Below are 24,786 nucleotides of genomic sequence, written 5' to 3'. Positions count from 1 at the left end.
CAACCTTTCAAGTCTGACGATTTCATGCGCGCCGTCGCATGAACGGTATGTCGAGCGTTATAACCTGCCCTATATTACGATTACGGTTTTCAACCATTCAAACAACCTGACCATGCGCTCGACCGTCCGCCCGCTTCGCCGCACCCTGCTCCGCCTGCTGCCGCTCGCCACGCTTGCCGCGGGCATCGCGTTCAGCGCACCGGCTTCCGCTGCCGACGAGCTGGTCGTGTCGGCGGCCGCGAGCCTGACGAACGCGTTCAAGGCCGTCGGCGATGCGTACCAGAAGCAGCATCCGGACACCAAGGTGCTGTTCAACTTCGGCGCGTCGGACGTGCTGATGCAGCAGATCGCCAAGGGCGCGCCGGCCGACGTGTTCGCATCGGCGGACCAGAAGGCGATGGATCGCGCGGTCAGCGAAAAGGTCATCGTGCCCGGCACGCGCCGCGATTTCGCGGCGAACTCGCTCGTGCTGATCGTGCCGGCCGACAGCCACGCGGCCGCGCCGACGTCGCTGAACGACCTGACGGCGCCCGGCGTGAAGCGCATCGCGTACGGCGACCCGGCGTCGGTGCCGGTCGGCCGCTACACCGAAGGCGCGCTGCGCGCGGCAGGCGTGTGGGACGCCGTCAGCGCGAAGGGCGTGCTGGCCGCCAACGTGCGCCAGAGCCTCGATTACGTCGCGCGCGGCGAAGTCGACGCGGGCTTCGTGTTCGGCACCGACGCGGCGATCATGCCGGGCCGCGTGAAGGTCGCGCTGACCGTGCCGACGCAGACGGCCATCACCTATCCGATCGCGGTGGTCAAGGACAGCCGCCATGCCGCGCAGGCGCAGTCGTTCATCGACTTCGTCGCGTCGCCGCAGGGCCAGGCCGTGCTGGCGACCTTCGGCTTCAAGCCCGCGGGCAAGTGAGCGCAGCATGATGCAGGACGCCTGGGTACCGCTGCTGTTGTCGCTGAAGGTCGCCGGCTGGGCGACCGCGCTCGACATCGTGCTCGGCGTCGCCGCCGCCTTCGTGCTCGCGCGCTGGCGCTCGCCGCTGCGCGACGTGGTCGATTCGCTGCTGACGCTGCCGCTCGTGCTGCCGCCGACGGTGCTCGGCTATTACCTGCTCGTGCTGCTCGGCCGGCGCGGCGTGTTCGGCGCGTGGCTCGACAGGCTCGGCATCGAACTCGTCTTCACGTGGCAGGGCGCGGTGATCGCATCGATGGTCGTCGCGTTCCCGCTGATCCTGAAATCGGCGCGCACCGCGTTCGAAAGCGTCGATCCGCATCTCGAGCGCGCCGCGCGCACGCTCGGGCTCGGCGAAGCCGCGGTGTTCTTCCGCGTGACGCTGCCGCTCGCCACGCGCGGAATCCTGGCCGGCGCGCTGCTCGCCTTCGCGCGCGCGCTCGGCGAATTCGGCGCGACGCTGATGATCGCCGGCAACCTGCCCGGCCGCACCCAGACGCTGTCGGTCGCGATCTACGCGGCGGTGCAGGCCGGCGACGACAACACGGCCAACTTCCTCGTGCTGGTGACGTCGATCACCTGCGTGCTCGTGCTGCTCGCGACCGGCTGGCTCGTGCCGTCGCGCGCCGGGCGGAGCCAGCTGACATGACGCGCCGGTCGCATCCGTACCGCCGCGCCGCACCGGTCGCGGCACAACGCCTTCCGGTCGCGCGGGCGGTTTCCCGCACGCGCGGCGCGGCACGACGGAGGCCCGCATGAGCGTCGCCGTCGATATCCGCAAGACCTACGCGAACGCCGAACGTCGCTTCACGCTGGACGTGTCGTTCACGGCGAACACGCAGCGCGTCGTGCTGTTCGGGCCGTCCGGCGCCGGCAAGAGCATGACGCTGCAGGCGATCGCCGGCTTGCTGTCGCCCGACGAAGGCACGATCACGCTGAACGGCGAAACCCTGTTCGATGCCGCGCGCGGCATCGACGTGCCGACCCGTGCGCGCCGCGTCGCGTACCTGTTCCAGGACTATGCGCTGTTTCCGCACCTGAACGTGCGCCAGAACATCGCGTTCGGGCTCACGCCCGGCCTGCGCAACCCGCGTGCGAAGTCGGTGCCGCCCGAAGTCGCGTACTGGCTGCAGGCGTTCGAACTCGACACGCTCGCCGGACAGTTCCCGTCGCAGTTGTCGGGCGGACAGAAGCAGCGCGTCGCGCTTGCCCGCGCGCTGGTCGCGCAGCCGCATATCCTGCTGCTCGACGAGCCGTTCGCGGCGCTCGACGGCGCGATGCGCCAGCGCATGCGCCACGAACTCGCCGAACTGCAGGCGCGGCTCGATATCCCGATGGTGCTCATCTCGCACGACCCCGACGACGTCGCCGCGTTCGGCGACCAGGTCGTGCAATTGAGCGAAGGACGCGTGCAGGCCGCAACGCCGCACGCCGAGTGGCCGACGCGCGTCACGTGATCGCGCGAAGGCGGTGGCCCACGCGGCCACGTTGGAGCCTGAGAGAAGCCGCAATGGCGGCACAAGCTGAAAACGGGATCGAAGCCGGCGCCGCGTGCATGTTGGGCGGCGCCGGCTTCGCCTCGTCCGCCCACGATCGTCGCCGGAAACGGCGCATGCCGCCGCCGCGCGCGCTCAGCCCGTCACCGCGAGAATCACGCTCGATGCCTTGAACAGCGCGATCGCACGCCGGCCGGCGTCGAGTTGCAACGCACCGACACTGTCGTTCGTGACCACGGCCGTGAGCGTCCCGCCGCCGTCGAGCGCCAGCGTCACCTCGCTGTTCACCGCGCCCGTCGCGACGGTGTCGACCGTCCCGTGCAACTGGTTGCGTGCGGAGACCTTCAATGCCGCTTCGGCGCCGCCGTCATCGTCGACCGCCAGCACGACCCACGACGCCTTCACGAGCGCGCACGCAGCCGAGCCGGGCTGCAGGCCGAGCGCGTCGGCGCTTTCGTGCGTCAGCACCGCGACGATCACCTGACCGCCGGGCAGCACGAGCGTCACCTCGTCGTTCACCGTGCCGCGCACGATCGACTCGACCTTGCCGAACAACTGGTTGCGCGCGCTCGTCTTCATCCCGATCCGGCCGATCAGTGCCCAGTCGACGTCGAAGCCGGACACCGCCGCGCTCGCGGCGTCGATGAAGCGGCGATGCTCGCGCTCGATCGTGCGGAACGCCGCGATCAGCGACGTCGCGCGCGGCGTCAGCGTCGTGCCGCCGCCGCCCTTGCCGCCCGTCGAGCGCGTCACGAGCGGCTCGCCGGCCAGGTTGTTCATCGTATCGATCGCATCCCACGCGGCCTTGTAGCTGAGGCCGACGGCCTTGGCCGCTCGCGTGATCGACCCGGTGTCGCCGATCGCCGCGAGCAGCGCGATGCGGGTGGCGCCGCCGAGCGTCTGCTGGCCCGCGCGCAGCCATAGTTCGCCGCCCAGTTCGAGCGGCTCGGCGGAAGAGGAAGGAGGCGGCGCGTCGCTCATCGGTCAGTCTGAAGAAAACGGGTGGCCATTATAGTGAGCGCGCCGCTCAACGCGGCTTGCCGTCGAGCTTCGGCGGACGCAGGCTCGCGAGCAGCGCCTCGGCGTCGCTCGCCGCGCGTTGCTCGAGCGCGGCACCGTAGCCGCGCACGAAACCGAGCTGGTACGCGGGTGCCGCCAGTTGCTCGAGATGATGCAGCGCGACCATCGTGTCGTTCGCCTCGCCGAGCACGCTCTGCACGCGCGCGAGCGTCTTGACCGTTTCGGTGCGCGTGCGGCGCGAGGCCAGCGACGCGAAGAATTCGAGCGCGTAGCGCAGCCGCTTCGCGTCGATCCGCACCTGGTGCCGCGCGGCTGTATCGAGCGACGTGAGCGACGGCGATGCATACAGGTGACCGAACAGCCGCCGCACGCGCTTGGTCGCGTGGCGCCGCAGCGACGGCGTGTCGTCGTCGCCGTCGGCCGGCGGCAGCGCGAGCGCGCTCAGCCATTCGAGCCAGCCGAGCGTCAGGCGCGCATAGCGCGCCGAATGCAGCGCGTGGCGCAGTTCGACCCGCGCCGCCATGGCCTGGACGCGCGCGGCGTCGAGCGTGCCGTCCCAGTCGGCGCTGCCGCCGTCGGCCGCGATCAGCGCGGGCAGGCTTTCGGTCGAGAACACGTCCCAGTCGCGCACCGTGCCGAGCAGCGCGGCGAGCCAGCGCAAGTCGACGCCGAACGTGCTCTGCCATGGATCGTCCGCGAAGCGCGGAAAGAAGCGCATCAGCGTGCGCAGCCGGCGCAGCGCGACGCGCATCTGGTGCACGAACTCGGGATCGTCGCGATCGAGCACGCCGCCCTCGTTGCCGAGCCATTGCGCGGCGATATCGCCGGATAGCGCGAACAGCGCGGCCCGCTGCGTGCGGATGCCGGTCAGGTCGACGAGTTGCGCCTTGACCGGCCCGGCGACGGCGGGCTCGCCCGCGCACGCGCGATCGATCACGCTGGTCAGCTGCACGAACGCCGGCCATGCGCCGCTGAGCTCGCGCGCGGCGGCGAACAGCGCGTGCAGCGCGGCCGTGCGTGCGGCGACGGTTTCCCAGTCGGGCGCCGTGAGGCGCAACTCGACATGACGGCGCGGCGGCTCGGCGCCGCCGTGCAGCGTGACGTCGTCGAGCGTCATCTCGACCACCACGCCGCTGTCGTCCGCCCATCGCCCGCGCCGCCGCTCGCTGACGAGCCGCAGCGGCGCCGGCCCGGACGAAGCGGCGACCGCCGCTTCGTCAACGGCGTCGGCCGTCACGCGGCCGCCCTCGCCCTCGCCCTCGCCCGTGGCCTGCGCCGAGTCCGCATCGGCGATCGGCGCCGACGCGGGCGTGGCCACGGCGATGCCGGCATGTTCGGCATCGAACAGTTCGCGCGCCACGACGCCGGGCGCGAATGCCTTCGTGCGCGACGCGACGACACGCCGCCCCTGCGCGTTCGACTCGATCCACGTCCACCAGGACTCGCCGGGGTTCGGCTCGGCCTCCTCGACCTGGCACGGCTCGATCGTCACGCGCTCCTGGCCGCGTCGCATCCGCACCTGCGGACAGATCCGCCACGCACGGACGAGTTCGGCGCCGAAATCGCGCTGCTCACCACGGGTCCGGCTTCCCGTCTTGACCGGCCAACCTTCCAGCGACAGGCACAACACGATTTCCAGCACACGCGACATGGAGGCTCCCACACATGAAGAATCGCCGGCGCATCCTCCGTGCCGGCGTCGCCCGTGAAGCAGCTTCCATAGTACACGCCGCAAAAACGCGCGGGCGACGATCTGGCCCTGTCGCCCTGTTGCGTGTCAAACGACGTATTGCGCGAGGCCGTTGCCGAACGACCAGTCCTCCTTCAGCACTTCGACGAGGCTGATGAATACGTCCTGCGGCCGCACGCCGGGCTGCCCCGCGAGGTTCTCGGCGATGGTCCGGTACAGCGCCTGCTTCTGCTCGAGCGTGCGCGTGTTGTTCGCCGTGATCTGGACCATCACGAGATCGTCGCTGCGTTCGATGTCGAGGTAGTGGCGGCCGAAGAAGAAGTTCTCGGCCGAATGCTCGGTCACGACCATGAAGATGTCGTCCTCGGGCACGTTGAACGTGTGCATCAGCGCGCGGTGCACGCCGTCGACGAGCGCCGCACGGTAGGCGGCCGGTTTGCCTTCGCGCACTGCGATACGGGTGAATGGCATGGTCCTGCTCCTTTCGGTGACGTTGAGAATCGGAAACGCAATGTCAGGTTAGGCGCGCAGAACTATAATGAACAGTCATCAATCAATATTTCATTCATTTACATCAGAAATGAAAGTCCTCGACCTCGATGCGGTGCGCGCGTTCGTGCTGGTCGCCGATCTCGCGAGCTTCACGCGCGCCGCCGACGCGCTCGGCACCACGCAATCGGCCGTCAGCCTGAAGCTGAAGCGGCTCGAAGCGCACCTCGGCAAGCCGCTGCTCGCGCGCACGCCGCGCGTCGTCAAGCTGGCGGCGGACGGCGAAAACTTCCTGCCGGCCGCCCGCGCGCTGCTCGACGCGCACGACCAGGCACTCGGCGCGATTTCGGCCGGCACGCACCGCCTGTCGCTCGGCGTCAGCGAACACGTCGCGGTGCCCGACCTGCCGGCCGTGCTGACGAGCCTGCACCGGCAGGATCCCGGGCTGTCGCTGGAAATGCATCTGGGAATGTCGGCGAGCCTGCTCGCGCAATACGACGAGCGGCGGCTCGACGCGGCGATCGTGCGGCATGAACCGGGCGAGGATCCGCCGCGCGACGACGGCACGCTGCTGTTCACCGAACCGCTCGCATGGCTCGCCGCGGCCGACTGGGCGCCGCGCGCGGGCGAGCCGCTGCCGCTCGCGGTGCTGGCCGGGCCGTGCGGCGTGCGGGCCGCTGCGCTGCGCGCGCTCGAGCATGCGGGGCGGCCATGGCGCGAGCGCTTTACGGGCGGCGGCGTCGCGGCGGTCACGGCGGCCGCCGCGGCCGGGCTCGCGGTCTGCCCGCTGGCCCGGCGCGTCGCACCGCGCACGCTGGTCGACGTCGGCGCGAAATTCGGCTTGCCGCCGCTGCCGCACTCGCAGGTCGTGCTGTATTCGCGCGTGCGCGACGCCCGCGCGGCGGCCGCACTGCGAAGGTTTTCCGACAGCCTTGCAATCTCGGCGTAAACTAACCGGTTTCGCCGCCCGCAATCCTCTGACGATTTCCGATGAAGCCCGAAGCCCGCAAGCACCTCCGCGCCAACCTGCTGATGCTCGCCGCCGCCGCGATCTGGGGCTCGGCATTCGTCGCGCAACGACTGAGCCTCGACGTGATCGGGCCGTTCCTGTTTACGGGGCTGCGCTTCCTGCTCGGCGCACTGGTGCTGATCCCGCTGCTGACGTTCAACGCGGCGTCGCGCACGCAGTTCGCGGCGATTCGCCGTGAGCCGGCACTGCTGGTGCCGGGCCTCGCGCTCGGCGGGCTGCTCGCCGTATCGATCTCGCTGCAGCAGTTCGGCCTGCAGTACACGCGCGTCGCGAACGCGGGCTTCATCAGTTCGCTTTACGTCGTGATCGTGCCGCTGATGGGCGTGTTCGTCCGCCACCGGATCGGCGCCGGCACGTGGTTCGGCGCGCTGCTCGCGGCGATCGGCCTGTACTTCCTCAGCATCGACGAGCATTTCTCGGTGCTCTACGGCGACTGGTTCCAGCTCGCGGGCGCCGTGATCATTGCCGCGCACGTGATGGCCGTCGGCCATTTCGCGAAGCGCCACGATCCGCTCGTGCTCGCGTTCCTGCAGTTCGTCACGTGCGGCACGCTGTGCCTCGCGGCCGGCCTCGCGATCGAGCCGGTCAGCGTCGCGATGCTGACGAGCGCGCTGCCGACGCTGCTGTACGGCGGGCTGCTGTCGGTCGGCGTCGGCTATACGCTGCAGGTCGTCGCGCAGCGCGATGCCGCGCCCGCGCACGCAGCGGTGATCTTCAGCATGGAAGGCGTGTTCGCGGCCATCGCGGGCTGGGCCGCGCTCGGCGAGACGCTGACGCTGCGCGCGCTGGTCGGCTGCGCGCTGATGCTGGCCGGCCTGCTCGCCTGCCAGTTGCTGCCGAACGGCGACGCCCGGAAAAAGGACGAGGACGCGCTGCCGGCGTGACACGCGCGATCCCTATAATGGCGATTCGCGTGTTTTTCATGCCAACCGCTTCCGACAGGCCAGCTCCGTGACGTCCAATCCCGTCGATCCCGCCGCCGACCTGCTGCGCGAACGCGCAGCGCACTATGCCGCCGAGGCCGCGCGGTTCCTGCGCGACCACGCGCTGTCCACCGCATCGCACGACCTGCGCAGCCCGCTGAACGCGATGCACAGCTGGGCGTACGTACTCGAGCGCCAGCTCGCCGGCGCCGACCCGAACCTGCAACGCGCGCTCGCGGGCATCCGCGCCGGGATCGACCAGCAGGTCGCGCTGATCGACGACGTGCTCGACGCGCCGCGCGCGGCAACGCGCACGCTCGCGATCGCCGCGCAGCCGTTCGCGCTGTGCCCGCTGCTCGACGACACGCTCGCGCTGGTGCGCTTCGCGCTCGCCGACGCGCGACAGGTGACCGTCGACGCGACGCTGCCCGACGGCGAACCGTCGCTGTCCGCCGATCGCGAGCGCATCGCGCAGGCGCTCTGGACGATGCTGACGACGGCCGTCGAAGCCAGCGCCGCCGGCAGCCGCGTGACGTTCGCATGCACGCGCGACGGCGCGCAGTGCGTCGCGCACGTCACCTGCGACGTGAGCGCCGACGCCCTCGCCGATCCGGCGCTGCCGCACGCATTCGAACCGTTCGCACGCCGCGAGATGCTGCGCCCGCGCGACGCGAAGCGCGTCGCAGCGGTGCTCGCGTTGTGCCAGCGTGTCGCGCTCGCGCACGGCGGCACCTTCACGCACGCCGCGTTCGCCGACGGCGCCGCCGTCACCCTCTCGCTCGCCGTCCCATGCGAGGCGCCGGTGTAAGCAATCGGCCGCCCGACACATTACATTTTCCTTTCCGGCCCTATACTGTTGGGCCTGTCATGACTGGAGCGATTCTTTGTTACAGATCTTCGCGCTCATCGGCGCGTTGTTCCTGGTGGCCCTGAACGGGTTTTTCGTCGCGGCCGAATTCGGCCTCGTCAAACTGCGCGCGACGCGCGTCAAGACACTTGCCCGCAAGCACGGCCTGCGCGGGCGCATCCTCGCCATCGTGCACGGCCGGCTCGACGCGTATCTGTCCGCGTGCCAGCTCGGCATCACGCTCGCGTCGCTCGGCCTCGGCTGGGTCGGCGAGCCGGCGTTCGCGCAACTGATCGGCCCGCTGCTCGACCTGATCGGCGTGCAGTCCGAACGCATCGTGCACCTGATCTCGCTGGTGTTCGCGTTCTCGCTGATCTCGTTCCTGCACATCGTGGTCGGCGAGCTCGCGCCGAAATCGATGGCGATCCGCCAGTCGGAAAAGGTCGGCCTGTGGGTCGCGCTGCCGCTCTACGCGTTCTACTGGGCGATGTATCCGGCGATCTGGGTGCTCAACAGCAGCGCGAACGCGGTGCTGAAGCTCGCGGGGCTGTCGGCCGACCACGGCGGCGATGCGCACTACTCGACCGACGAGCTGAAGCTGATCCTGCGCAGCCGCCGCAGCGCGGGCAACGCGGCCCAGCCGGCGCGCGGCTCGTACACCAACGACGAGTGGAACACGCTCGCGCATTCGCTCGATTTCTCGTCGATGACGGTGTCGGACCTGATGCGGCCGGCGCATGAAATGATCGGCCTGCGCCGCGACCTGCCGCTGCCCGACAACATGGAAATCGTCGCGCGGCACCGCTTCAGCCGCTATCCGCTGTTCGAGGATGTGTCGCGCGAACAGGTGAGCGGACTGATCCACCTGAAGGACCTGCTGCTCGCGCGTCATGCCGGTGCGGCACTCACGGACCTGTCCGACTACGTGCGCCCGGTGCAGTACGTGAAGCCCGACACGCCGGCGCTGGAGCTGTTCCGCCGCTTCCGCAAGGGCGCGCCGCACTTCGCGCTGGTCGGCAACAAGGGCGCGAAGCCGATCGGCTTCCTGACGCTCGACAACCTGCTCGGTGCGCTGGTCGGCCAGATCCACGACGAATTCCGCCAGGGCGACGCGGACTGGAGCCGCCTCGACGACGGCACGCTGATGGGCAAGGGCAGCCTGCCCGTTGTGTCGCTCGAGCAGGCGCTCGGCATCGACATCGACGAAGGGCGTGCTGAATCGGTCGGCGGCCTGGTGATCCAGGCGCTCAGCGATTTGCCGACCGAAGGCCAACGCGTGTCGTTCGATCGCTTCGACGTCGTCGTGAAGAAGATGAACGGGCCGCGCATCGTGCTGGTGCGCGTCTATCCGAAGATCGCGAAGGAGGCCGACGAATGACGGCCGCTCCTCGTCGCCCGCGATGAGTCCGACGCTGCCGCGCTGCTGCGTGATCACGCCGGAGCCGGCGTCCGCGTCGGCCGCCGATTGCCGCGCGTTCCTCGACCGGCTGTCGGCCGTGCTCGCACGTGGCGAGACGCTCGTGCAGTTGCGCGTGAAGTCGTTCGACGCGGCCGCATTCGCGCGGCTGGCCGCCGATGCGCTCGCGCGCTGCGACGCGGCCGGCGCGCAACTGATGCTCAACGGGCCGATCGACGCGGCCGGCGTAATGCAGCTCGACGGCGCGGGCTGGCACCTCGACGGCGCCGCGCTGCGCGCCGTCGCGCAACGGCCGCTGCCGGCCGCGCGCCGCATGTCGGCCGCGTGCCATGCGGCCGACGATCTCGTGCTGGCCGCGCGCGCGGGCGTGGATTTCGTCACGCTGTCGCCCGTGTTGCCGACGCTCAGCCACCCCGGCGCGCCGACGCTCGGCTGGGCGCAATTCGCTGCGTTGGCCGCGCAGGCCGCGATGCCGGTTTATGCGCTCGGCGGCATGACGCGTGCGCATCTCGACGACGCGCGCCGCCACGGCGCGTACGGCGTCGCGGGCATTCGCAGCTTCTGGTAAGGGCGGCCGGGCGCGCGGCGCCCGACCTTCCGGGCATCACGCGCGCGGATCGGGACGCATCTCGCGCCATGCGCTGTCGTCTATCCGGCGCACGTCGTGCGTCAGCGCGTAGCGGTTGACGTCACCGGTCAGCCACGCGACGAGCGCATACGCCGGCAACTCCCCTTCATCGACCCGGTCGCGTGCGCGTGCCGGCGTCTCGAACACGACCTGCCCTCGCGGCGCATCGAACGGCACCGCGTCGGGCGACAGGTTCAACGCGATGGTCAGCGTCTCGTCATCGGCGAGCCGCCATGACGCCAGCAGCGCATCGGCATCGCCGTCACCGCTCGCCTTCAGCGTATGCGCATCCTGCGGCCGGCAATCGGACAGCCGCGGCGCAATCAGCTTCGCGCGCACCGCGAGTGCCGACTGCACGAAATGCGCACGATCGACATCGCGCGCGGTTTCGTCGAAGATCAGCGGGATCTGCGGCGTGAGCAGCGACAGCGCAAGCGCCGCGAGGCCCGGGGCCTGCTCGCGGTCGCCATGCTCGCTCTCGCGCCAGGCGCCGTCGGACAGCACCAGCGACGTCAGCGACAACCCTTCCGCGCATGGGCCGTCGCCCGCCGTGGCCGGCTGGAACGCCGCGCCGGCCGCGGTCAGCGCGCGCGCGAGCGTGTGGATCGACTGGTGGGGCGAAATCCCTTCGTGAGCCGACGCGTCGCGCCCCGTCAGCCGATGCAGCGCGCGTTCTCCGCAACCGTTCCACTGCGCATCGAAATGCGTATCGGCCAGATGTACAGGATGGCGCTCGCTGCCGAGCACGAGGTGGATCATCCGGTCGGCCGGCACGGCCGCGCGCACGCGGTCGGCGATCTCGCGCAGCCACGACGTGCCGATCCGGTCGGCCTCGCGCAGCCGCAAGCCGTCGCAACGATATTCGTCGATCCAGTACAGCGCGTTGTCGCAGAAGAAGTCGCAGACTTCCGGATGGTCGAGCGCGAGCGGCGCCGCCTGCAGCGGATCGTCGCGCGTATGGAAGAACGGCGCAGCGTAATGACGCAACGCGTCGGTGCCGCTGCCGAAACGCGCGTAATCGAGTTCCAGCAGCACCGCGAGACCGAAGCCGTGCGCGTCGTCGATCAGCGCCTTCAATGCGTCGGGGCCACCCTCGGCCGCGAGCGGTGCGAACGGCAGGCTGTCGTGCGGCGACGCGAGCAACTCCAGCGCGGTCACGCCGAGACGCGCGAGCTGCGGCAGCCGGCGGCGCACGCCGTCGAAGCCGCCCACCGCGTGCGGACGAATCGCGTACAGCGCGATGTCTTCCCACGGGCGTCCGCGCCAGAACGTGTTGCGCCACGTGAACGCGCGCGGATCGACGACCTCGCTCGGGCCATTGAGCCCGTCGGGTTGCGAACGCGATGCGGGATCGGGAATCGACTCGACATCGTCGAGCCGGTAACGGTAACGCGCGCCTGCACCGCATTCGGCGAACACTTCGAACCAGTGCGGACCGGCTGCCGTCATCGGGACGAGCGTCGGGCCGTTGCCGGTATCGAGTTCGAGCTGAACGTGCGTGCTGCCCGGTGCCCACACGCGGAAATGCGTGCGCGGCGACGTACCGAGCGCGCCGCAGGGCTGCGCGCCGGACGGCAGGCAGTGAATGTAGTGCTGCGCATACGGATCGTGCGGACAATCGGACATGATGCGCTCCTCGTGCGTGCCGAGCGGCATGGCCGCGCGATCCGCGCGGCGCATCGGGGCCCGGCATGCGACGGCCAGGCAGGGGGGAGGAAGAAAAGTATGCGCCGGATTCACCATCGCGATGCATCGAATCCTCACCTTTTTAAATACGAATCGACCCCGCCGACGCTCGTGTGCGATGTGCGGCGAGTCGGGTAGTCCGCATACCGGAATGGCCGCTCGCCTTGTTGCGCCGCAGCCTCGCGCTTACGCTCGGTGCGATGCGCGTGGACACCCCGTCCGCGCCCGAATCCGAGGAATCCGCCATGTCGCTCCCCGCCAGCGCCGCGAAGTTCGATCCGGCACGCGCGCACGAATATGCCGAACAATCCCGCATCGCGCTCGCCGGCTACGACGCGTGCCACGAGCTCGCCGCGTGCATGCTCGCGGCGGCGATCGGCGTGGCCGATGCGCGGCTCCTCGTCGTGGGGGCGGGCGGCACGGGGCAGGAAATCTGCGTGCCCGCCGCGCTCGAACCGGGCTGGCGGTTCACGGCCGTCGATCCGTCCGCGCCGATGCTCGCGCTCGCGCGTGCCAACGTCGAAGCGGCGGGTTTCGCCGCCCGCACGCAATTCGTCGAGGCCGGCGTCGATGCGCTGCCCGATGCGCCGGCCTTCGACGGCGCGACGCTGATCGGCGTGCTGCATCACGTCCCCGGCGACGCGGCGAAGGCCGCGCTGCTGGACGCGATCGCGCGCCGCCTGAAACCGGGCGCACCGCTCGTGATCGCGGGCAACTATCGCCGCTACGCGGACCACCCTCGCCTGCTCGACGCGTGGCAGCAGCGCTGGCGGATGAAGGGCGCGACGCCCGACGCCGTGCGTGCGCAGCTTGCGAAAATCCTGCAGGGCGCGGATCCGCCGGCCACCGAGGAAGCCGTGTTCGCGTTGCTGCACGATGCGGGCTTCGATGCGCCGCTGCGCTTTTTCTCGAGCCTGTTCTGGGGCGCGTGGATCGCGGTGCGGCGCAGCGCGTGATGGTGTGAAACGGTGCGAGGCGGCCCGTACGAACTGCTCAAGTAATCCGCGTCAGCTCAGCAACCCTGCCGCGACGTTGATCGACAGTCCGAGTACGGCCATGTTGAAGTAGAACGACAGGATCGACTGCGCGAGCACCGCGCGACGCGCGGAACGGTTCGCGAGCGACACGTCGGCCGTTTGCGACGCGACCGCGAGCGTGAACGCGAAATACAGGAAATCCCAGTAGTCGGGCTCGGGGTTGCGGTCGGGGAACCGCAGTGCGCGATCGCCGCTCGGCGAGCCGTAATAGAGCCGCGCGTAGTGCAGCGTGAAGATCGTCGGGATCAGGAACCACGCGCCGAACAGCGTCGCGCCCGTGACCGCGTAATGGCCGAGCCCCGCGCGAAAGCCGACGTTCTTCGCGGTGGCAAGCTCGATCGCGATCGCGGCCACGCTCGCGACCGTCGCGATGCAGATGACCGTCAACACGGTCGTCGCGTTCTCGTCCTCGCGGATCGCGATCTCGCGCACCTTGTGGTGATGCGCGGTGACCATGCGCACCCACATCAGCACCAGATACAACCAGACGGCGCAATCCCAGCCGATCAGCGCACGCGCGGTCGGCCTCAGCTGGAACGGCAGCAGCACCGCGCACAGCACGCCCGCGACGAAGGCGGCGACCAGGCGCGGCCGGTTGCGTAATACCTGCGGATAAAGCGTCATCGTTTGATTCCGAAAGCGGATGGAAAGCGTTCGGCCGGCGTGCGGACGGCCCGCTGCGCCGCGCCGGCGGGTACCGCCCCGATTATCGCCATTCCGGCATGACGTTGCGATGGGCGTGAGCGCCTAAGATATCGGCATGACTCCCGCCCTCTGCCATCATCCCGCGAACGCGGCCGGCCGCGACTTCGTCGTCGGCGATCTGCACGGCTGCGTGGATGTGCTGCGCGCGCTGCTGCACGACATCGGCTTCGACCCGGCGCGCGACCGGCTGTTCTCGGTCGGCGATCTCGTCGACCGCGGCCCCGCGTCCGAAACCGCGCTCGAGCTGCTCGACCGCCCGTGGTGCCATGTGGTCCGCGGCAATCACGAAGAAGTGCTGAGCCTCGTAGCGCGCGGCAAGCTGTCGCCCGATGCGTGGCGCGGGATCGGCGGCGACTGGGGCGCCGACCTGCCGCCGGAACGGCTGCACGCGCACGCGGCGCGCGTCGACGCGCTGCCGCTCGTGCGCGTGATCGGCGACGGCCCTGCCCGCTTCAATGTGCTGCACGCGGAATTCTTCGGTCCGGACGCCGAACTCGATACCGGCAACTATTCGCACGACGTGCGCGAGCGGCTGATCTGGGGGCGCGACCTGGTCCAGGGGCTCGTCGACCCGGCCCGCCAGGCCGGCCTGTCGCTGACCTGCAGCGGCCACACGCCCGTGCGTGCGCCGCAACGCATCGGCGCGCAATGGTTCATCGACACCGGCGCGTTCGCACCGTCCGGACGACTGACGATCGTCGAGCCGCGCACGGGCGATACGTGGTCGCTCACCCAGGCCGACGCGCGCGCGCGTCATGCGGGCGACCTGCCGCTGCCGTAGGGCGCGTTCACGCCAGTAACGGGCTGCGCAGGCCACCAGCATGATTCCGTCCAGCCGGGGAATGGGCGCCAGGCCGGCAACGCTCATCGCGAACCCGCGCGCACGCGTATCGCGCTAACCGACCTGGTTCAGCTCGAACACCGCATCGATCGCGGAACCGTTCCAGTTGTATTCGAGATACGCCGCGTGATGACAGTCGCGCAGCAGCGTCGTGCGAAACGCCGCGAGACACTCGCCGCGCGGGTCCCGCACCGACGGATAGACGATCCCCGCGCCGCCCGCATTGCGCACCGCGCGGCCGAGCGCCTGCCCTGCGCTGTAATCGCGCGGATCGAGCAGCGACGGGTTGCGCTGCGGCCACGTGCGCACGTCGGCGACATCGCCCTGCGCGACCACCGTGTAGAGCCGCATCTGCTGGCGCATCGGCGCCTCCTTCGTCGCGGCCAGGAACAGCCCGCTGTGATAGCGCGTTTCGGCGATCGCCGTATCGCGCGACCGCCCGCAGTAGAACACGCCGTAGCTGCCGTCGGAAAAGCGGCTGCCCTGCGGATTCAGGTGCGTGAACGCGGCCATGATCGGCCCCCAGCCCTGGCCGTAGCGGCGCTCGGCCGGCGGCACGAGTTCGAGCGTGCCGACTTCGTGGCGGATGCGGTCGTTGGTCAGCGATTCGAGCGCATAGAGCGCATCGAAATCCTCGGCGGACGCGACGCGGTCGAACAGGTTGATGGCTGGAAAACGGGTGGGAATCACGCGATAGGCAGGTGCCCAGTCGACGACGGCGGTGGGCCAGTGTTGCACTTCGGTCGATATCGTCACGCCCAGCCACCCCGCATCGCGTCGAGATATTGCCGGACGGCGACCAGGTCGCCGACGTTGCCGGCGAGCATCCGGTCGAGCGCGCGCTTGCCGCCGAACGGCGCTGCATCGTTGGGCCGCTTGACCCAGGTGTCGGCCGCGGCCGGCTGCGGCAGCAGGATCTGCAGCGCCTTGTAGATGCCGAGCAGCAGCGATAGCCGCTCGAGCGTATCGCGCGGCAGGCGCGCCGATTCGGGCGCGGCCTTCCACTTGAAGAACGTCGAGCGGCCGGGCGACCCGAGCAGCACGATCTGTTCGTCGATCGTCAGCTCCCAGTCGCGCGCGATGTTGAAGAACGCACGCAGGCCGGCCGCCGACATCTGCGCGACCGAAGCCTGCCGCGGGGCGGAATGCGGGTCGAAGGCGGGCTGTGACATGATCGTTAGTCTCGAAACGAATTTACTAACAAGATTAGTCCATTTTCGTATTTTTGCAAGGGTCACCCCCCGCGATGCCGGCATTCCATCCGACCGAACGATATTTTTTGTCCATTCTGGACTACGATTTTATTTTCTGCGTTAATGACCGTGCGGACAGCGCACCGGGACGCGATGCGTCCCCGCAGCAACCGTGTCGCCCAGAACCGGATAGACCACGCCAAGGAACCACCATGAAGAGACTGATTGCCGCCGTTTCGATCGCCCTGCTCGCGGTATCGGCAGGCCCCGCCGTCGCGAAGGACTGGACCACGCTGCGCTTCGGCACCGACGCCAGCTATGCGCCGTTCGAATCGAAGGCGCCTGACGGCAAGCTCGTCGGCTTCGACATCGACCTCGGCAACGAGATCTGCGCACGGCTGAAGGCGAAGTGCGTGTGGCTCGAGAACGATTTCGACGGGATGATCCCGGCGCTGAAGGCGAAGAAGTTCGACGCGGTGCTGTCGTCGATGTCGATCACGCCGCAGCGCGCGGAACAGATCGGCTTCACGACGAAGATCTACAACCAGCCGACGCGGCTCGTCGTGAAGAAGGGTTCGCCGCTGCTGCCGACGGCCGAATCGCTGAAGGGCAAGTCGATCGGCGTCGAACAGGGCACGACGCAGGAAGCGTATGCGAAGGCGTACTGGGCGAAGCAGGGTGCGAACGTCGTGTCGTACCAGAACCAGGACGGCGTGTATGCGGACCTGACGTCGGGCCGCCTCGACGCCGCGCTGCAGGACGAGGTGCAGGCCGCGATCGGCTTCCTGAAGTCGCCGCGCGGCGCGGGCTACCAGTTCGTCGGTCCCGAACTCGTCGACGAGAAGGTGCTCGGCATCGGCGCCGGCATCGGGCTGCGCAAGGAAGACGCCGACCTGAAGGCGAAGATCGATCGCGCGATCCTCGACATGGTCAAGGACGGCACCTACAAGCGGCTCGCGTCGAAGTACTTCGACTTCGACATCTACGGCGGCTGAAGCGGCGCCGCGCGCGGACGGGTGCAATGCCCGTCGCGCGCGGTCCGACCGCCCCTCCCCGGCTCGCCGGACGGCGACGCCTCCCTGACGTTTGCCGTCGCGCCGGTTTCATCTCCCGTGTCGCGCAACCGGATGCCGCGCATCATTCGCATTGCAAACGGATCGCCTGCGCTGGCGACCGCAGGCGCTCGACGTCGTCAATAAGCGAAGAGCGGGCGCCGGGGTACCGGTGCCCGCGTGCACATGCCCATGCGGATCGGGTTGGCGAGCGGGAAAGCGCCGGCCCGGCGCGGATGTCCGGGTATCAGCCGGATCCGCCTCGCACCGGGCGCGGAGAGGTGGCCTGTCGAAGCATGCCGGCCGGCAGCAAGATGCGCGGTCGACCGGCGATGGGTCGAATCACTGCGATCGCGGCCTGCCGGCCGCGGCGTGTGGCGATCGTTCATTTTTCTACCCCGTATTCGAGTCGTTGCTTGTGCCGGCAACCGGACAACGCCGGTGCCCCGACGATCCGACGACGACGGCCCGTGCCGCCCGGAACGGGGCCATGCTGCCCGTCCGACCGGTCATCCCCGCGGACTGCGTCCTTGCCGGCCTTCGCATGGTTCGCTGCCGAACCGGCCTGACGCCACGTCGTCGACTCTCGCCCCCCAACCGCCGCAAGGAGCGGGCCAGCTTCGTTCGAGGCCGGCCGCACAAGGCTTTCATCGGACAAGCCCGCGGCCGGAACGGGCGGGACATGCCGGACGTTGCGAAACTGAAACATGCCGGGCGCAGGCGGCCTCGGACGCGTGACGGCAGCGCCTTGCCGGGCAAGGCGCACGGACCATGCGGAAAATTTTCCCGGCACGGGCGGCACGCCGCCGCCCGCATTTACCGGGTCGATTGGCACGGCCGCCGGCAGGAAACGTTTCACGCCCTTTACATGCCGCCGGACGCCTGCGCACGGGCCGGCCGCGGACGCTTCCTGGCGCCGTTCAGCCGACTCGCTGGTGGCCGGCGTCGTCGGGCGGCGAGCCGTCCTTCCCGCCGTTGTCGCCGTTGTTGTCGTGGTCGTTGAGCCCGTGCTCGATCATCATCCGGTAGAGCGTCACGCGCGAGATGCCGAGTTCGGCGGCGGCCTTGTTGATCCGGTGATCGTTGCGCAGCAACGCGTTTTCGATCGCGACGCGCTCCGCGTGCGAACGCGCCTGCTCGAGCGTCACGGGCTCCGTTTCGCCCGGGGTCTCGAGCCCGAGATCGTGCGGCGTCAGCAGCCGGCTCTCGGCCATCACGATCGCGCGGCGCACCCGGTTGATGAGCTCGCGCACGTTGCCGGGCCACTCGTAGCGGCGCATCGCGTCGAGCGCGGCCGACGTGAAGCCGCTGATCTTGCGGCCGCTGTCGGCCTTGTATTTCTGCAGCACGTAATGCGCGAGGATGTCGATGTCCTTGCCGCGCGCGCGCAGCGGCGGCTCGTGAATGCGCAGCACGCAGAGCCGGTGATAGAGGTCCGCGCGGAAGCGTCCGGCTTCGACCGCGCCGTCGAGATCCACGTGCGTCGCCGAGATGATCCGCACGTCGACCGGAATCGATTCCTGGCCGCCGAGCCGCTCGATCTTCCCTTCCTGCAGGAAGCGCAGCAGGCTCGCCTGGCTTTCGACCGGCATGTCGCCGATTTCGTCGAGAAACAGCGTGCCGCCGTTCGCGGACTCGATCCGGCCCGCGCGCCGCTGGTTCGCGCCGGTAAAGGCGCCGCGCTCGTAGCCGAACAGTTCCGACTGCAGCAGGTGATGCGGAATCGCGCCGCAGTTGATCGCGACGAACGGCCCCTTGCCGCGCGCCGAGCGCTCGTGGATCGCGAGCGCCGTCAGCTCCTTGCCGGTGCCCGACTCGCCGGAGATGAACACGCTCGCGTCGGTTTTCGCGACCTTGCGGATCGTGCTGAACAGCTGCTGCATCGCTTCGCAGTTGCCGATCATCCCGTGCTCGCCGATCGACGCCGCGTACGCCGCACCGTCGACGCGATCGAGCGCGGCCATCCCGCGTGCATGACCGAGCACGTGCGAAATCCATTCGTACGGCAGCGGCAGCGTCACGTAATCGAAACAGTAGCTGCGGATCAGTTCACGCACGGCAGCGCTGATCGTGATGCCGGCCTGCGCGATGGAAATCCAGCCGATCGCCGGCTGGCTCAGGCACGCCTTCAGCGCGGGATAGTCGCGCGACGTGAAGCCCGAGAAATCGACGAGCCCGGCGGCGACGTTCACGCCGGACGTCATGTTCTGCGCGGCGCCGGCCGTCTTCGCGACCGAAATATCCCAGCCGAGCCCGCGCAGTTGCGCCAGCAACGGCTCGTCCGGCGAACGCATGATCACGAACAGCTTGCGTCCGGCCTCGGGAGCGGTAACGGATACGAGCGGCATCTCGGACGCCGCCGTCCCGCTTGCGTCGGGTGACCTTGCAACCATCGTTGTTCCCCGCTTGGCGTTGGTATCGTGCGTCGGCTTGCCGCCGCGTCCGACGGACCTCGATCGAACCGACATATTGGCCGCATTTCCGTCCGAATAAAATCCCCTCGGGCAATAATCGCGTGCCGGGCGAGCCCTTTCATGAACGGTATATCGACGCCGCCGACGCGCGGCTAGATGGGTGTTATCCCGGTGGCGCGGCGGGCGCGAAACACGGGCGCACGGGTATCGAACGCGCGAAGCCGCGCCGGTGCGGGCGCGCCGGGCCGGCACGCGGCGCCGGGCACGCGGGATCGGACCGGCGGCACAGGCCGGCACGCCCCGCGGGGCGCCCCGGCCCGGTACACGCAACCGTTTTCCGCTTGACGCCGGTCAATCGTCGGATAAAACGGGGACGATGCAGGAATGCAACACGCGCCGGGCGGCGCGGCGACCGGGTCAGCGTCCCGATGCGAGCGGCGCGAGCGCGTTGGCGCGGCCACGGCCGGCCGACGCGCCGTCGTGTTCGCCGTACGCGGCGACGAGCGCGTCGACCCGCGCGAGGTGATGGCGGTTGTCGTGGTCCCACGGGTGGAAGCCGGGCCGGAAAAAGCTCAGCCACTCGCCCGCGATCCGGGGAAACACCCCACGACGCGGGCCGTACAGGAACGCGATCATGCGCAGCATGCCGCGCACGCGATGCCGGATGTCGCGATCGCGCGACAACAGCGTCGTGTGCAGCAGGAACACGGTCGGCCAGAACGTCAGCGTCGTCAGCAGATAGACGCCGATGCGGATCAGGTAGCGGCGCGGGCCCGGCTTCATCACGGCGTTCCACACGTCGTAGGACACGGCCTTGTGTTCGGTTTCCTCGAGCGCGTGCCACACCCACATCTGACGGTAGCCGTCGACCGAGCCTTCGAGGCGCGTCGGATCGCGCAGCAGCCAGTCGGCAAGCATGGCCGTGTAATGCTCGGCAGCGACCGTATGTGCGAGCTGCACCGAATCCGGCAGCTTGCGCTTCAGGTAACCGAGCACGGTCCAGATGCGCTGGTCGAGCTTGCGCGCGGGCAGGCGGTTCGCCTGCATCAACTCGTTGTATTCGACATGCTCGCGCGTATGCATCGCCTCCTGGCCGATGAAGCCGAGCACCTGCCGCTTCAGCACCGGATCGTCGATCCGGTCGCGATAGTTGCGCACCGCATCCATGAAAAAGCGTTCGCCGGCCGGAAACAGCAGCGACAGCGCATTGAAGAAGTGGGTCACGTGCGGGCCGAGCGCGTGCCAGTCCTTCGCGCGTTCGACCGGCAGGTCGAAGCGCAGGTCGCGGCGCACCGGCATCACCTCGGCCGCGGTGGCGGAAGCGGCTGACTTCATGCTCGTCGTTCTCCTTGTTTTCGGGCGACCCGGCAGCCGTTGCGGCCTTGCCGCGCGGGCCCGGGCGGCGCATCGCGCCACGCCGAAATCTTGACATCGATAGCTGTAAAGATAGGCCGCGGGCGACGCGGCGCGCAAGCCGCGCGGTAGACGCGCACTTCCAAACAGGGCACGGTCGGCAGCACCGAAAAAACGATGCCGGACCGGCATTCGGGCGGCCCGCGATTCGAACGCACACACCGGCGCGCGACGGGCTGGCGGGCACGGCACGTGCGGGCCGTAATCGGCCCGAAAGCCCCGCGCGACGGGCGTTTCGCAGGATCGTGCGGTGGCGTTCGACGCAACGCCGAGCGCTCGGGTAGCACCGCTTCATACGCGCGCCCCGTTCGCGCGGCGCAACCCCGCCGATCCGGTCCGCGAAACATTCAAACGCGCGTTCCGTTCGCGTTTCGGGCGAGCGGTGTGAGCGTGGCCGCGAACGACGCGCGATCGGCACGCCGCCGGGCCTTCGCCGCGTGCAGCGGCCCCCTGCCCGCTCGCCTACAATAGCGTTTTACCCAACCCTTTCAGGAGCATTCATGTCTGTCACCACGACCGAATCGGGCCTCAAATTCGAAGACCTGACCGAAGGCACCGGCGCGGAAGCGCAAGCCGGCCAGACCGTCAGCGTCCACTACACGGGCTGGCTGACCGACGGTCAGAAATTCGACTCGAGCAAGGACCGCAACGACCCGTTCGCGTTCGTGCTCGGCGGCGGCATGGTCATCAAGGGCTGGGACGAAGGCGTGCAGGGCATGAAGGTCGGCGGCGTGCGTCGCCTGACGATCCCGCCGCAACTCGGCTACGGCCCGCGCGGCGCAGGCGGCGTGATCCCGCCGAACGCGACGCTCGTGTTCGAAGTCGAACTGCTCGCCGTCTGACGACGCCGCCGGCCGACGCCTTCCGATGGAACGCATTCCGTCTCCCGCCATCGCGCTGCGCCGCTACGACACGTGCGAAGCGTCCGACGTGCACGACTTTCACCAGATCGTGCTCGGCATCGACGGCGCGATGGTGATGGCGGTGGACGGCGTCGGCCAGCGCATCGACCGGCACGCGGCCTGGCTGATTCCGGCCGGCTCGCGCCACGATTACGCGGGCCTCGGCGACAATCGCCAGCTCGTGCTCGACCTGCCCGCCGCGTCGCTCGCGGTGCCGCAGCGGCTGTTCGACAACGCGCGTGCCGTGTCGATCGACCCGGCGCTGACGTCGCTCGTCGCGCAGGTCGCGGCAGCGGCCGCGCAACTCGACGGCCCGGCCGGCGACACGCGACGCGCGCATCGCTTCCAGTGGCAGGCCGCCGCGCGTCTGTGCGACGCACTGCTCGGCGATGCCGGCCTCGCCGCCCCCGCGGCGGGCCTCGATTTCGCGCGCATCGACCGCTGGCTGCGCGCGCGGCTCGCGGAGCCGCTGCGGATCGCCGATCTCGCCGCGCACTGCGGCTACGGGATGCGCCGGTTTCATCAACTGTTCGTCGACGCGTTCGGCGAAACCCCGCATCGCTACCTGCAGCGGCTGCGGCTCGACGCCGCCGTCGTGCTGCTCGCCGACGGCCGCCATCCGCTCGTCGACATCGCCGGCATGGTCGGCTTCGCCGACCAGAGCACCTTCACGCACGCGTTCACGAAGCGCTTCGGCGTCGCGCCGGGGCGCTGGCGCGGCGAACGGCACTGAGCGCTCACGCGCATCGCCCCAGCCTGCCCGAAAGCCGCGTCACGGCTCGCTGAGCCGCCCGGACGCCTGTCGCGCTCCCGCCAGCGAGCCGACCGCATCGCGACCGCATCACCACGGTATCGACGCTTCACGGCGCCCTGAAACATCGCCTGCCCGTCGCGCCCTACGATGCGGAACATGGACACGCCCCTCGCCTCCCCCGCCTTTCCGCCCGCGCTCGCCCGCATCGTAGGGCGCGACGGGCAGCATCGGGGGCGCGTCGGGCGATGTCGGCAGCCGATTGAACGGTACGGTCGGCCGTCACCGGGCACGCGACCGATGCGGCGACGCCGCGAAACGGAAACGACATGGCCCTTGCGTCGCACGGCGACCGGGTCATCACGCGCGTGTCACGCCCGCTCTTCGCCCACCTTCCGCACGACCGTATCCGCCGCCTTCAGCGGCCGACCATCGTCGTGCCGCAGCGCGAGCTTGCGGATCGCGCGGCCCGTCTTGCGCTCGACCAGCACCGAATGCGGCTCGCCGCGCCCGAACAGGTTCGCCTCGCCCCACTGCCGCAGCATCACGATCACCGGAAACAGCCCCTCGCCCTTCTTCGTCAATGCGTACTCCTGATACGCGCTGCCGTCCGAGGCCGGCACGGCTTCGAATACGCCGGCGTCCACCAGCATCCTGAGCCGGTCCGACAGGATGTTGCTCGCGACGCCGAGGCTCGCGCGGAAATCGCCGAACCGGCGCACGCCGTCGAACGCGTCGCGCACGATCAGCAACGCCCAGCGATCGCCGACGATATCGGTCGCCCGCGCCACCGGGCACGGCGAATCCGCAAGACTTTTCTGCCTGGCCATGTTTTTCTCCGCTGTCGCGCCGGTCGCCTTCGCACGCGCCCGGCCCGTCGGTGCGCGGGCCCGTCGCCCGCCGCCACTCAAGTTGCATTTTAAAACTACTTTTCCTACACTCACACTGGTTTCAAATTGCAACTACTTACGTGAGCGTGAGGCAACCCATGGAATCGTCTTGTCGTTCAGGAACCGTCGCGTCCAACGCGACATCGCGTGCGGCGCGCCCGGCCAATGGCGCGCACGTATCCACGGCGCTCGTCGCGCTGCTGGCCGCCTGCTGCGCGGCGAGCGTCGCGAACGTGTACTACGCGCAGCCGCTGCTCGATTCGATCGCCCGCGATTTCGGCGTATCGCAGGCGGCGGTCGGCGGCGTGATCACCGCGACGCAACTCGGCTGTGCGCTCGCATTGCTGTTCGTCGTGCCGCTCGGCGACCTGCTGAACCGCAAGCGCCTGATCACCGTTCAGCTTCTGCTGCTGACGGCGGCCTGCATCGGCGTGGCCGCCGCGTCGACGCGCAGCGCGTTGCTGGCAGGCATGGTCGCGGTCGGGCTGCTCGGCACCGCGATGACGCAAGGGCTGATCGCCTGCTCGGCCGCGCTTGCGGGCGCCGGCGAGCGCGGCCGCGTGGTGGGCGCCGCGCAAGGCGGCGTCGTGGTCGGGCTGCTGGCCGCACGCTCGCTGGCCGGCATCGTCACCGACATCGCGGGCTGGCGGGCCGTCTACCTCGTGTCAGGTGCGCTCGCGATCGCGATGCTCGTCGTGCTGTCACGGCTGTTGCCCGACCCGAACGGGCCGCGCGAACGCGTCGGGTACGCAGCGCTGCTGCGGTCGATGGTGTCGCTGTTGCGCCGTGAGCGCGTGCTGCGCGTGCGCGGTGCGATCGCGCTGCTGATGTTCGCGGCGTTCAGCATCTTCTGGAGCGCGCTCGTGCTGCCGCTGAGCACGCCGCCGCACGCGATGTCGCATACGCAGATCGGTGCATTCGGCCTCGTCGGCGCGCTGGGTGCCGCGGCCGCCGCCCGCGCGGGCCGGCTCGCGGATCGCGGGCGCGGTGAAGCGACGACCGGCGCCGCGCTCGCGCTGCTCGCGGGCTCGTGGCTGCCGCTCGCGTTCGGCGATACGTCGATTGCACTGCTGGTCGTCGGCATCGTGCTGCTCGATGTCGGCGGGCAGGCCGTCCACGTCGTCAACCAGAGCATGATTCTTGGCGCGCGGCCCGATGCGCACGCGCGCCTCGTCGGCTGCTACATGCTGTTCTACTCGGCCGGCAGCGGACTCGGCGCGATCGCATCGACAATGATGTATGCGCGTGCCGGATGGACGGGCGTCTGCGCGCTCGGCGCGGCGGTCAGCGTCGCCGCGTTCGGCGTATGGGCCGTGACGCTCAGGCGTGCATGAATGACGCGTGTCGAGCACAAAGCACGGAGCACGGCGCGCCAACCACCGCGTGCCCGGCTTCGAACGACAAAAAGCCGGC

24 protein-coding genes are annotated in these 24,786 nt (G+C 69.6%); 14 read left to right on the top strand and 10 right to left on the bottom strand.

All coding sequences use genetic code 11. The features are described 5' to 3' along the window. Window positions 1-112 precede the first annotated feature (112 nt). From modA to U5771_RS03025, 3 genes are all read left to right on the top strand, one after another. Window positions 113-910 carry a molybdate ABC transporter substrate-binding protein gene (gene modA / locus U5771_RS03035; protein ID WP_322022593.1) on the top strand — a complete coding sequence of 266 codons (798 nt, stop codon included), beginning with the start codon at window positions 113-115 and terminating at the stop codon, window positions 908-910. A 10-nt stretch (window positions 911-920) separates the two neighbouring features. Next, complete coding sequence (gene modB / locus U5771_RS03030) at window positions 921-1,598, top strand: molybdate ABC transporter permease subunit (RefSeq protein ID WP_322022707.1); 678 nt, start codon at window positions 921-923, stop codon at window positions 1,596-1,598. 106 nt (window positions 1,599-1,704) lie between these two features. Continuing rightward, entirely contained in the window at window positions 1,705-2,406 is a 702-nt protein-coding gene (locus U5771_RS03025) for a sulfate/molybdate ABC transporter ATP-binding protein (protein WP_322022592.1), read from the top strand. A gap of 174 nt (window positions 2,407-2,580) precedes the next feature. Here the strand turns inward: U5771_RS03025 and U5771_RS03020 are convergent, their stop codons facing one another. From U5771_RS03020 to U5771_RS03010, 3 genes are all read right to left on the bottom strand, one after another. After that, entirely contained in the window at window positions 2,581-3,426 is an 846-nt protein-coding gene (locus U5771_RS03020) for a TOBE domain-containing protein (protein WP_322022591.1), read from the bottom strand. A 46-nt stretch (window positions 3,427-3,472) separates the two neighbouring features. Continuing rightward, entirely contained in the window at window positions 3,473-5,116 is a 1,644-nt protein-coding gene (locus U5771_RS03015; protein ID WP_322022590.1) for a CHAD domain-containing protein, read from the bottom strand. Between the two features lie 126 nt (window positions 5,117-5,242). Next, a complete protein-coding gene (locus U5771_RS03010) occupies window positions 5,243-5,626 on the bottom strand; it encodes a tautomerase family protein (RefSeq protein ID WP_322022589.1) in 384 nt (127 codons plus the stop codon). A gap of 109 nt (window positions 5,627-5,735) precedes the next feature. Between U5771_RS03010 and U5771_RS03005 the strand changes: the two genes are divergently transcribed. The 5 genes from U5771_RS03005 (at window position 5,736) to U5771_RS02985 (ending at window position 10,429) form a co-directional block, all read left to right on the top strand. Next, a complete protein-coding gene (locus U5771_RS03005) occupies window positions 5,736-6,593 on the top strand; it encodes a LysR family transcriptional regulator (RefSeq protein ID WP_322022588.1) in 858 nt (285 codons plus the stop codon). Between the two features lie 41 nt (window positions 6,594-6,634). Continuing rightward, on the top strand, window positions 6,635-7,558 hold the full coding sequence (locus U5771_RS03000) for a DMT family transporter (protein WP_322022587.1): 924 nt from the start codon (window positions 6,635-6,637) through the stop codon (window positions 7,556-7,558). A 67-nt stretch (window positions 7,559-7,625) separates the two neighbouring features. Then, window positions 7,626-8,405, top strand: a complete 780-nt coding sequence (locus tag U5771_RS02995) for a HAMP domain-containing sensor histidine kinase (protein ID WP_322022586.1) — start codon at window positions 7,626-7,628, stop codon at window positions 8,403-8,405. Between the two features lie 76 nt (window positions 8,406-8,481). Then, window positions 8,482-9,822: a hemolysin family protein gene (locus tag U5771_RS02990; protein WP_322022585.1), complete on the top strand. Its 1,341-nt coding sequence runs from the start codon at window positions 8,482-8,484 to the stop codon at window positions 9,820-9,822. Window positions 9,823-9,844: 22 nt separating this feature from the next. Beyond that, window positions 9,845-10,429: a thiamine phosphate synthase gene (locus tag U5771_RS02985; protein ID WP_322022584.1), complete on the top strand. Its 585-nt coding sequence runs from the start codon at window positions 9,845-9,847 to the stop codon at window positions 10,427-10,429. A 36-nt stretch (window positions 10,430-10,465) separates the two neighbouring features. Here U5771_RS02985 and U5771_RS02980 read toward each other — a convergent pair whose 3' ends face one another. Beyond that, window positions 10,466-12,115 (bottom strand): DUF3459 domain-containing protein, encoded by a 1,650-nt coding sequence (locus tag U5771_RS02980; protein WP_322022583.1) that lies wholly within the window; start codon window positions 12,113-12,115, stop codon window positions 10,466-10,468. A 305-nt stretch (window positions 12,116-12,420) separates the two neighbouring features. On the opposite strand from U5771_RS02980, the gene U5771_RS02975 reads away from it, so the two are divergent. Beyond that, on the top strand, window positions 12,421-13,131 hold the full coding sequence (locus tag U5771_RS02975) for a class I SAM-dependent methyltransferase (protein ID WP_322022582.1): 711 nt from the start codon (window positions 12,421-12,423) through the stop codon (window positions 13,129-13,131). 51 nt (window positions 13,132-13,182) lie between these two features. Here U5771_RS02975 and U5771_RS02970 read toward each other — a convergent pair whose 3' ends face one another. Then, a complete protein-coding gene (locus tag U5771_RS02970) occupies window positions 13,183-13,836 on the bottom strand; it encodes a DUF1345 domain-containing protein (RefSeq protein ID WP_322022581.1) in 654 nt (217 codons plus the stop codon). Between the two features lie 136 nt (window positions 13,837-13,972). Between U5771_RS02970 and U5771_RS02965 the strand changes: the two genes are divergently transcribed. Further along, window positions 13,973-14,698, top strand: a complete 726-nt coding sequence (locus tag U5771_RS02965; RefSeq protein WP_322022580.1) for a metallophosphoesterase — start codon at window positions 13,973-13,975, stop codon at window positions 14,696-14,698. Window positions 14,699-14,812: 114 nt separating this feature from the next. Here U5771_RS02965 and U5771_RS02960 read toward each other — a convergent pair whose 3' ends face one another. Together U5771_RS02960 and U5771_RS02955 are read right to left on the bottom strand one after the other, a co-directional pair. Continuing rightward, window positions 14,813-15,514, bottom strand: a complete 702-nt coding sequence (locus U5771_RS02960) for an RES family NAD+ phosphorylase (protein ID WP_322022579.1) — start codon at window positions 15,512-15,514, stop codon at window positions 14,813-14,815. Further along, a complete protein-coding gene (locus U5771_RS02955; protein ID WP_059531557.1) occupies window positions 15,511-15,930 on the bottom strand; it encodes an MbcA/ParS/Xre antitoxin family protein in 420 nt (139 codons plus the stop codon). Before U5771_RS02955 ends, U5771_RS02960 begins: the two co-directional genes overlap by 4 nt. 233 nt (window positions 15,931-16,163) lie before the next feature. Between U5771_RS02955 and U5771_RS02950 the strand changes: the two genes are divergently transcribed. Next, window positions 16,164-16,946 (top strand): ABC transporter substrate-binding protein, encoded by a 783-nt coding sequence (locus tag U5771_RS02950; RefSeq protein ID WP_044846588.1) that lies wholly within the window; start codon window positions 16,164-16,166, stop codon window positions 16,944-16,946. 977 nt (window positions 16,947-17,923) lie between these two features. Here U5771_RS02950 and U5771_RS02945 read toward each other — a convergent pair. Together U5771_RS02945 and U5771_RS02940 are read right to left on the bottom strand one after the other, a co-directional pair. After that, window positions 17,924-19,396 carry a sigma-54 dependent transcriptional regulator gene (locus U5771_RS02945; RefSeq protein WP_322022578.1) on the bottom strand — a complete coding sequence of 491 codons (1,473 nt, stop codon included), beginning with the start codon at window positions 19,394-19,396 and terminating at the stop codon, window positions 17,924-17,926. A gap of 438 nt (window positions 19,397-19,834) precedes the next feature. Further along, window positions 19,835-20,752 (bottom strand): metal-dependent hydrolase, encoded by a 918-nt coding sequence (locus U5771_RS02940; RefSeq protein WP_322022577.1) that lies wholly within the window; start codon window positions 20,750-20,752, stop codon window positions 19,835-19,837. Window positions 20,753-21,330: 578 nt separating this feature from the next. Here U5771_RS02940 and U5771_RS02935 point away from each other — a divergent pair. Both U5771_RS02935 and U5771_RS02930 read left to right on the top strand, forming a co-directional pair. Continuing rightward, a complete protein-coding gene (locus U5771_RS02935; protein ID WP_322022576.1) occupies window positions 21,331-21,672 on the top strand; it encodes an FKBP-type peptidyl-prolyl cis-trans isomerase in 342 nt (113 codons plus the stop codon). 25 nt (window positions 21,673-21,697) lie between these two features. After that, window positions 21,698-22,465, top strand: coding sequence for an AraC family transcriptional regulator (locus U5771_RS02930; protein ID WP_322022575.1), 768 nt, complete (start codon window positions 21,698-21,700; stop codon window positions 22,463-22,465). A gap of 389 nt (window positions 22,466-22,854) precedes the next feature. Here the strand turns inward: U5771_RS02930 and U5771_RS02925 are convergent, their stop codons facing one another. After that, window positions 22,855-23,313: a helix-turn-helix domain-containing protein gene (locus tag U5771_RS02925; protein ID WP_322022574.1), complete on the bottom strand. Its 459-nt coding sequence runs from the start codon at window positions 23,311-23,313 to the stop codon at window positions 22,855-22,857. A gap of 158 nt (window positions 23,314-23,471) precedes the next feature. On the opposite strand from U5771_RS02925, the gene U5771_RS02920 reads away from it, so the two are divergent. Then, window positions 23,472-24,707, top strand: a complete 1,236-nt coding sequence (locus U5771_RS02920) for an MFS transporter (RefSeq protein WP_322022573.1) — start codon at window positions 23,472-23,474, stop codon at window positions 24,705-24,707. Window positions 24,708-24,786 lie beyond the last annotated feature (79 nt).

Source organism: Burkholderia sp. BCC1977, from assembly GCF_905339595.1.
Taxonomy (GTDB): domain Bacteria; phylum Pseudomonadota; class Gammaproteobacteria; order Burkholderiales; family Burkholderiaceae; genus Burkholderia.
Note: the sequence above shows the minus strand (reverse complement) of the source record. Positions and strands in the feature narration are given on the sequence as shown.

What these genes read in the sequence shown, in the direction of transcription:
- modB (WP_322022707.1), top strand. Translation starts at nt 921, where the DNA reads ATGCAGGACGCCTGGGTACCGCTGCTGTTGTCGCTGAAGGTCGCCGGC.
- U5771_RS03000 (WP_322022587.1), top strand. Translation starts at nt 6,635, where the DNA reads ATGAAGCCCGAAGCCCGCAAGCACCTCCGCGCCAACCTGCTGATGCTC.
- U5771_RS02920 (WP_322022573.1), top strand. Translation starts at nt 23,472, where the DNA reads ATGGAATCGTCTTGTCGTTCAGGAACCGTCGCGTCCAACGCGACATCG.
- U5771_RS03025 (WP_322022592.1), top strand. Translation starts at nt 1,705, where the DNA reads ATGAGCGTCGCCGTCGATATCCGCAAGACCTACGCGAACGCCGAACGT.
- U5771_RS03010 (WP_322022589.1), bottom strand. Translation starts at nt 5,626, where the DNA reads ATGCCATTCACCCGTATCGCAGTGCGCGAAGGCAAACCGGCCGCCTAC.
- U5771_RS02950 (WP_044846588.1), top strand. Translation starts at nt 16,164, where the DNA reads ATGAAGAGACTGATTGCCGCCGTTTCGATCGCCCTGCTCGCGGTATCG.
- U5771_RS02945 (WP_322022578.1), bottom strand. Translation starts at nt 19,396, where the DNA reads ATGGTTGCAAGGTCACCCGACGCAAGCGGGACGGCGGCGTCCGAGATG.
- U5771_RS02965 (WP_322022580.1), top strand. Translation starts at nt 13,973, where the DNA reads ATGACTCCCGCCCTCTGCCATCATCCCGCGAACGCGGCCGGCCGCGAC.
- U5771_RS03020 (WP_322022591.1), bottom strand. Translation starts at nt 3,426, where the DNA reads ATGAGCGACGCGCCGCCTCCTTCCTCTTCCGCCGAGCCGCTCGAACTG.
- U5771_RS02970 (WP_322022581.1), bottom strand. Translation starts at nt 13,836, where the DNA reads ATGACGCTTTATCCGCAGGTATTACGCAACCGGCCGCGCCTGGTCGCC.
- U5771_RS02930 (WP_322022575.1), top strand. Translation starts at nt 21,698, where the DNA reads ATGGAACGCATTCCGTCTCCCGCCATCGCGCTGCGCCGCTACGACACG.
- U5771_RS02935 (WP_322022576.1), top strand. Translation starts at nt 21,331, where the DNA reads ATGTCTGTCACCACGACCGAATCGGGCCTCAAATTCGAAGACCTGACC.
- U5771_RS03015 (WP_322022590.1), bottom strand. Translation starts at nt 5,116, where the DNA reads ATGTCGCGTGTGCTGGAAATCGTGTTGTGCCTGTCGCTGGAAGGTTGG.
- U5771_RS02975 (WP_322022582.1), top strand. Translation starts at nt 12,421, where the DNA reads ATGTCGCTCCCCGCCAGCGCCGCGAAGTTCGATCCGGCACGCGCGCAC.
- U5771_RS02955 (WP_059531557.1), bottom strand. Translation starts at nt 15,930, where the DNA reads ATGTCACAGCCCGCCTTCGACCCGCATTCCGCCCCGCGGCAGGCTTCG.
- U5771_RS02925 (WP_322022574.1), bottom strand. Translation starts at nt 23,313, where the DNA reads ATGGCCAGGCAGAAAAGTCTTGCGGATTCGCCGTGCCCGGTGGCGCGG.
- modA (WP_322022593.1), top strand. Translation starts at nt 113, where the DNA reads ATGCGCTCGACCGTCCGCCCGCTTCGCCGCACCCTGCTCCGCCTGCTG.
- U5771_RS02940 (WP_322022577.1), bottom strand. Translation starts at nt 20,752, where the DNA reads ATGAAGTCAGCCGCTTCCGCCACCGCGGCCGAGGTGATGCCGGTGCGC.
- U5771_RS02980 (WP_322022583.1), bottom strand. Translation starts at nt 12,115, where the DNA reads ATGTCCGATTGTCCGCACGATCCGTATGCGCAGCACTACATTCACTGC.
- U5771_RS03005 (WP_322022588.1), top strand. Translation starts at nt 5,736, where the DNA reads ATGAAAGTCCTCGACCTCGATGCGGTGCGCGCGTTCGTGCTGGTCGCC.
- U5771_RS02985 (WP_322022584.1), top strand. Translation starts at nt 9,845, where the DNA reads ATGAGTCCGACGCTGCCGCGCTGCTGCGTGATCACGCCGGAGCCGGCG.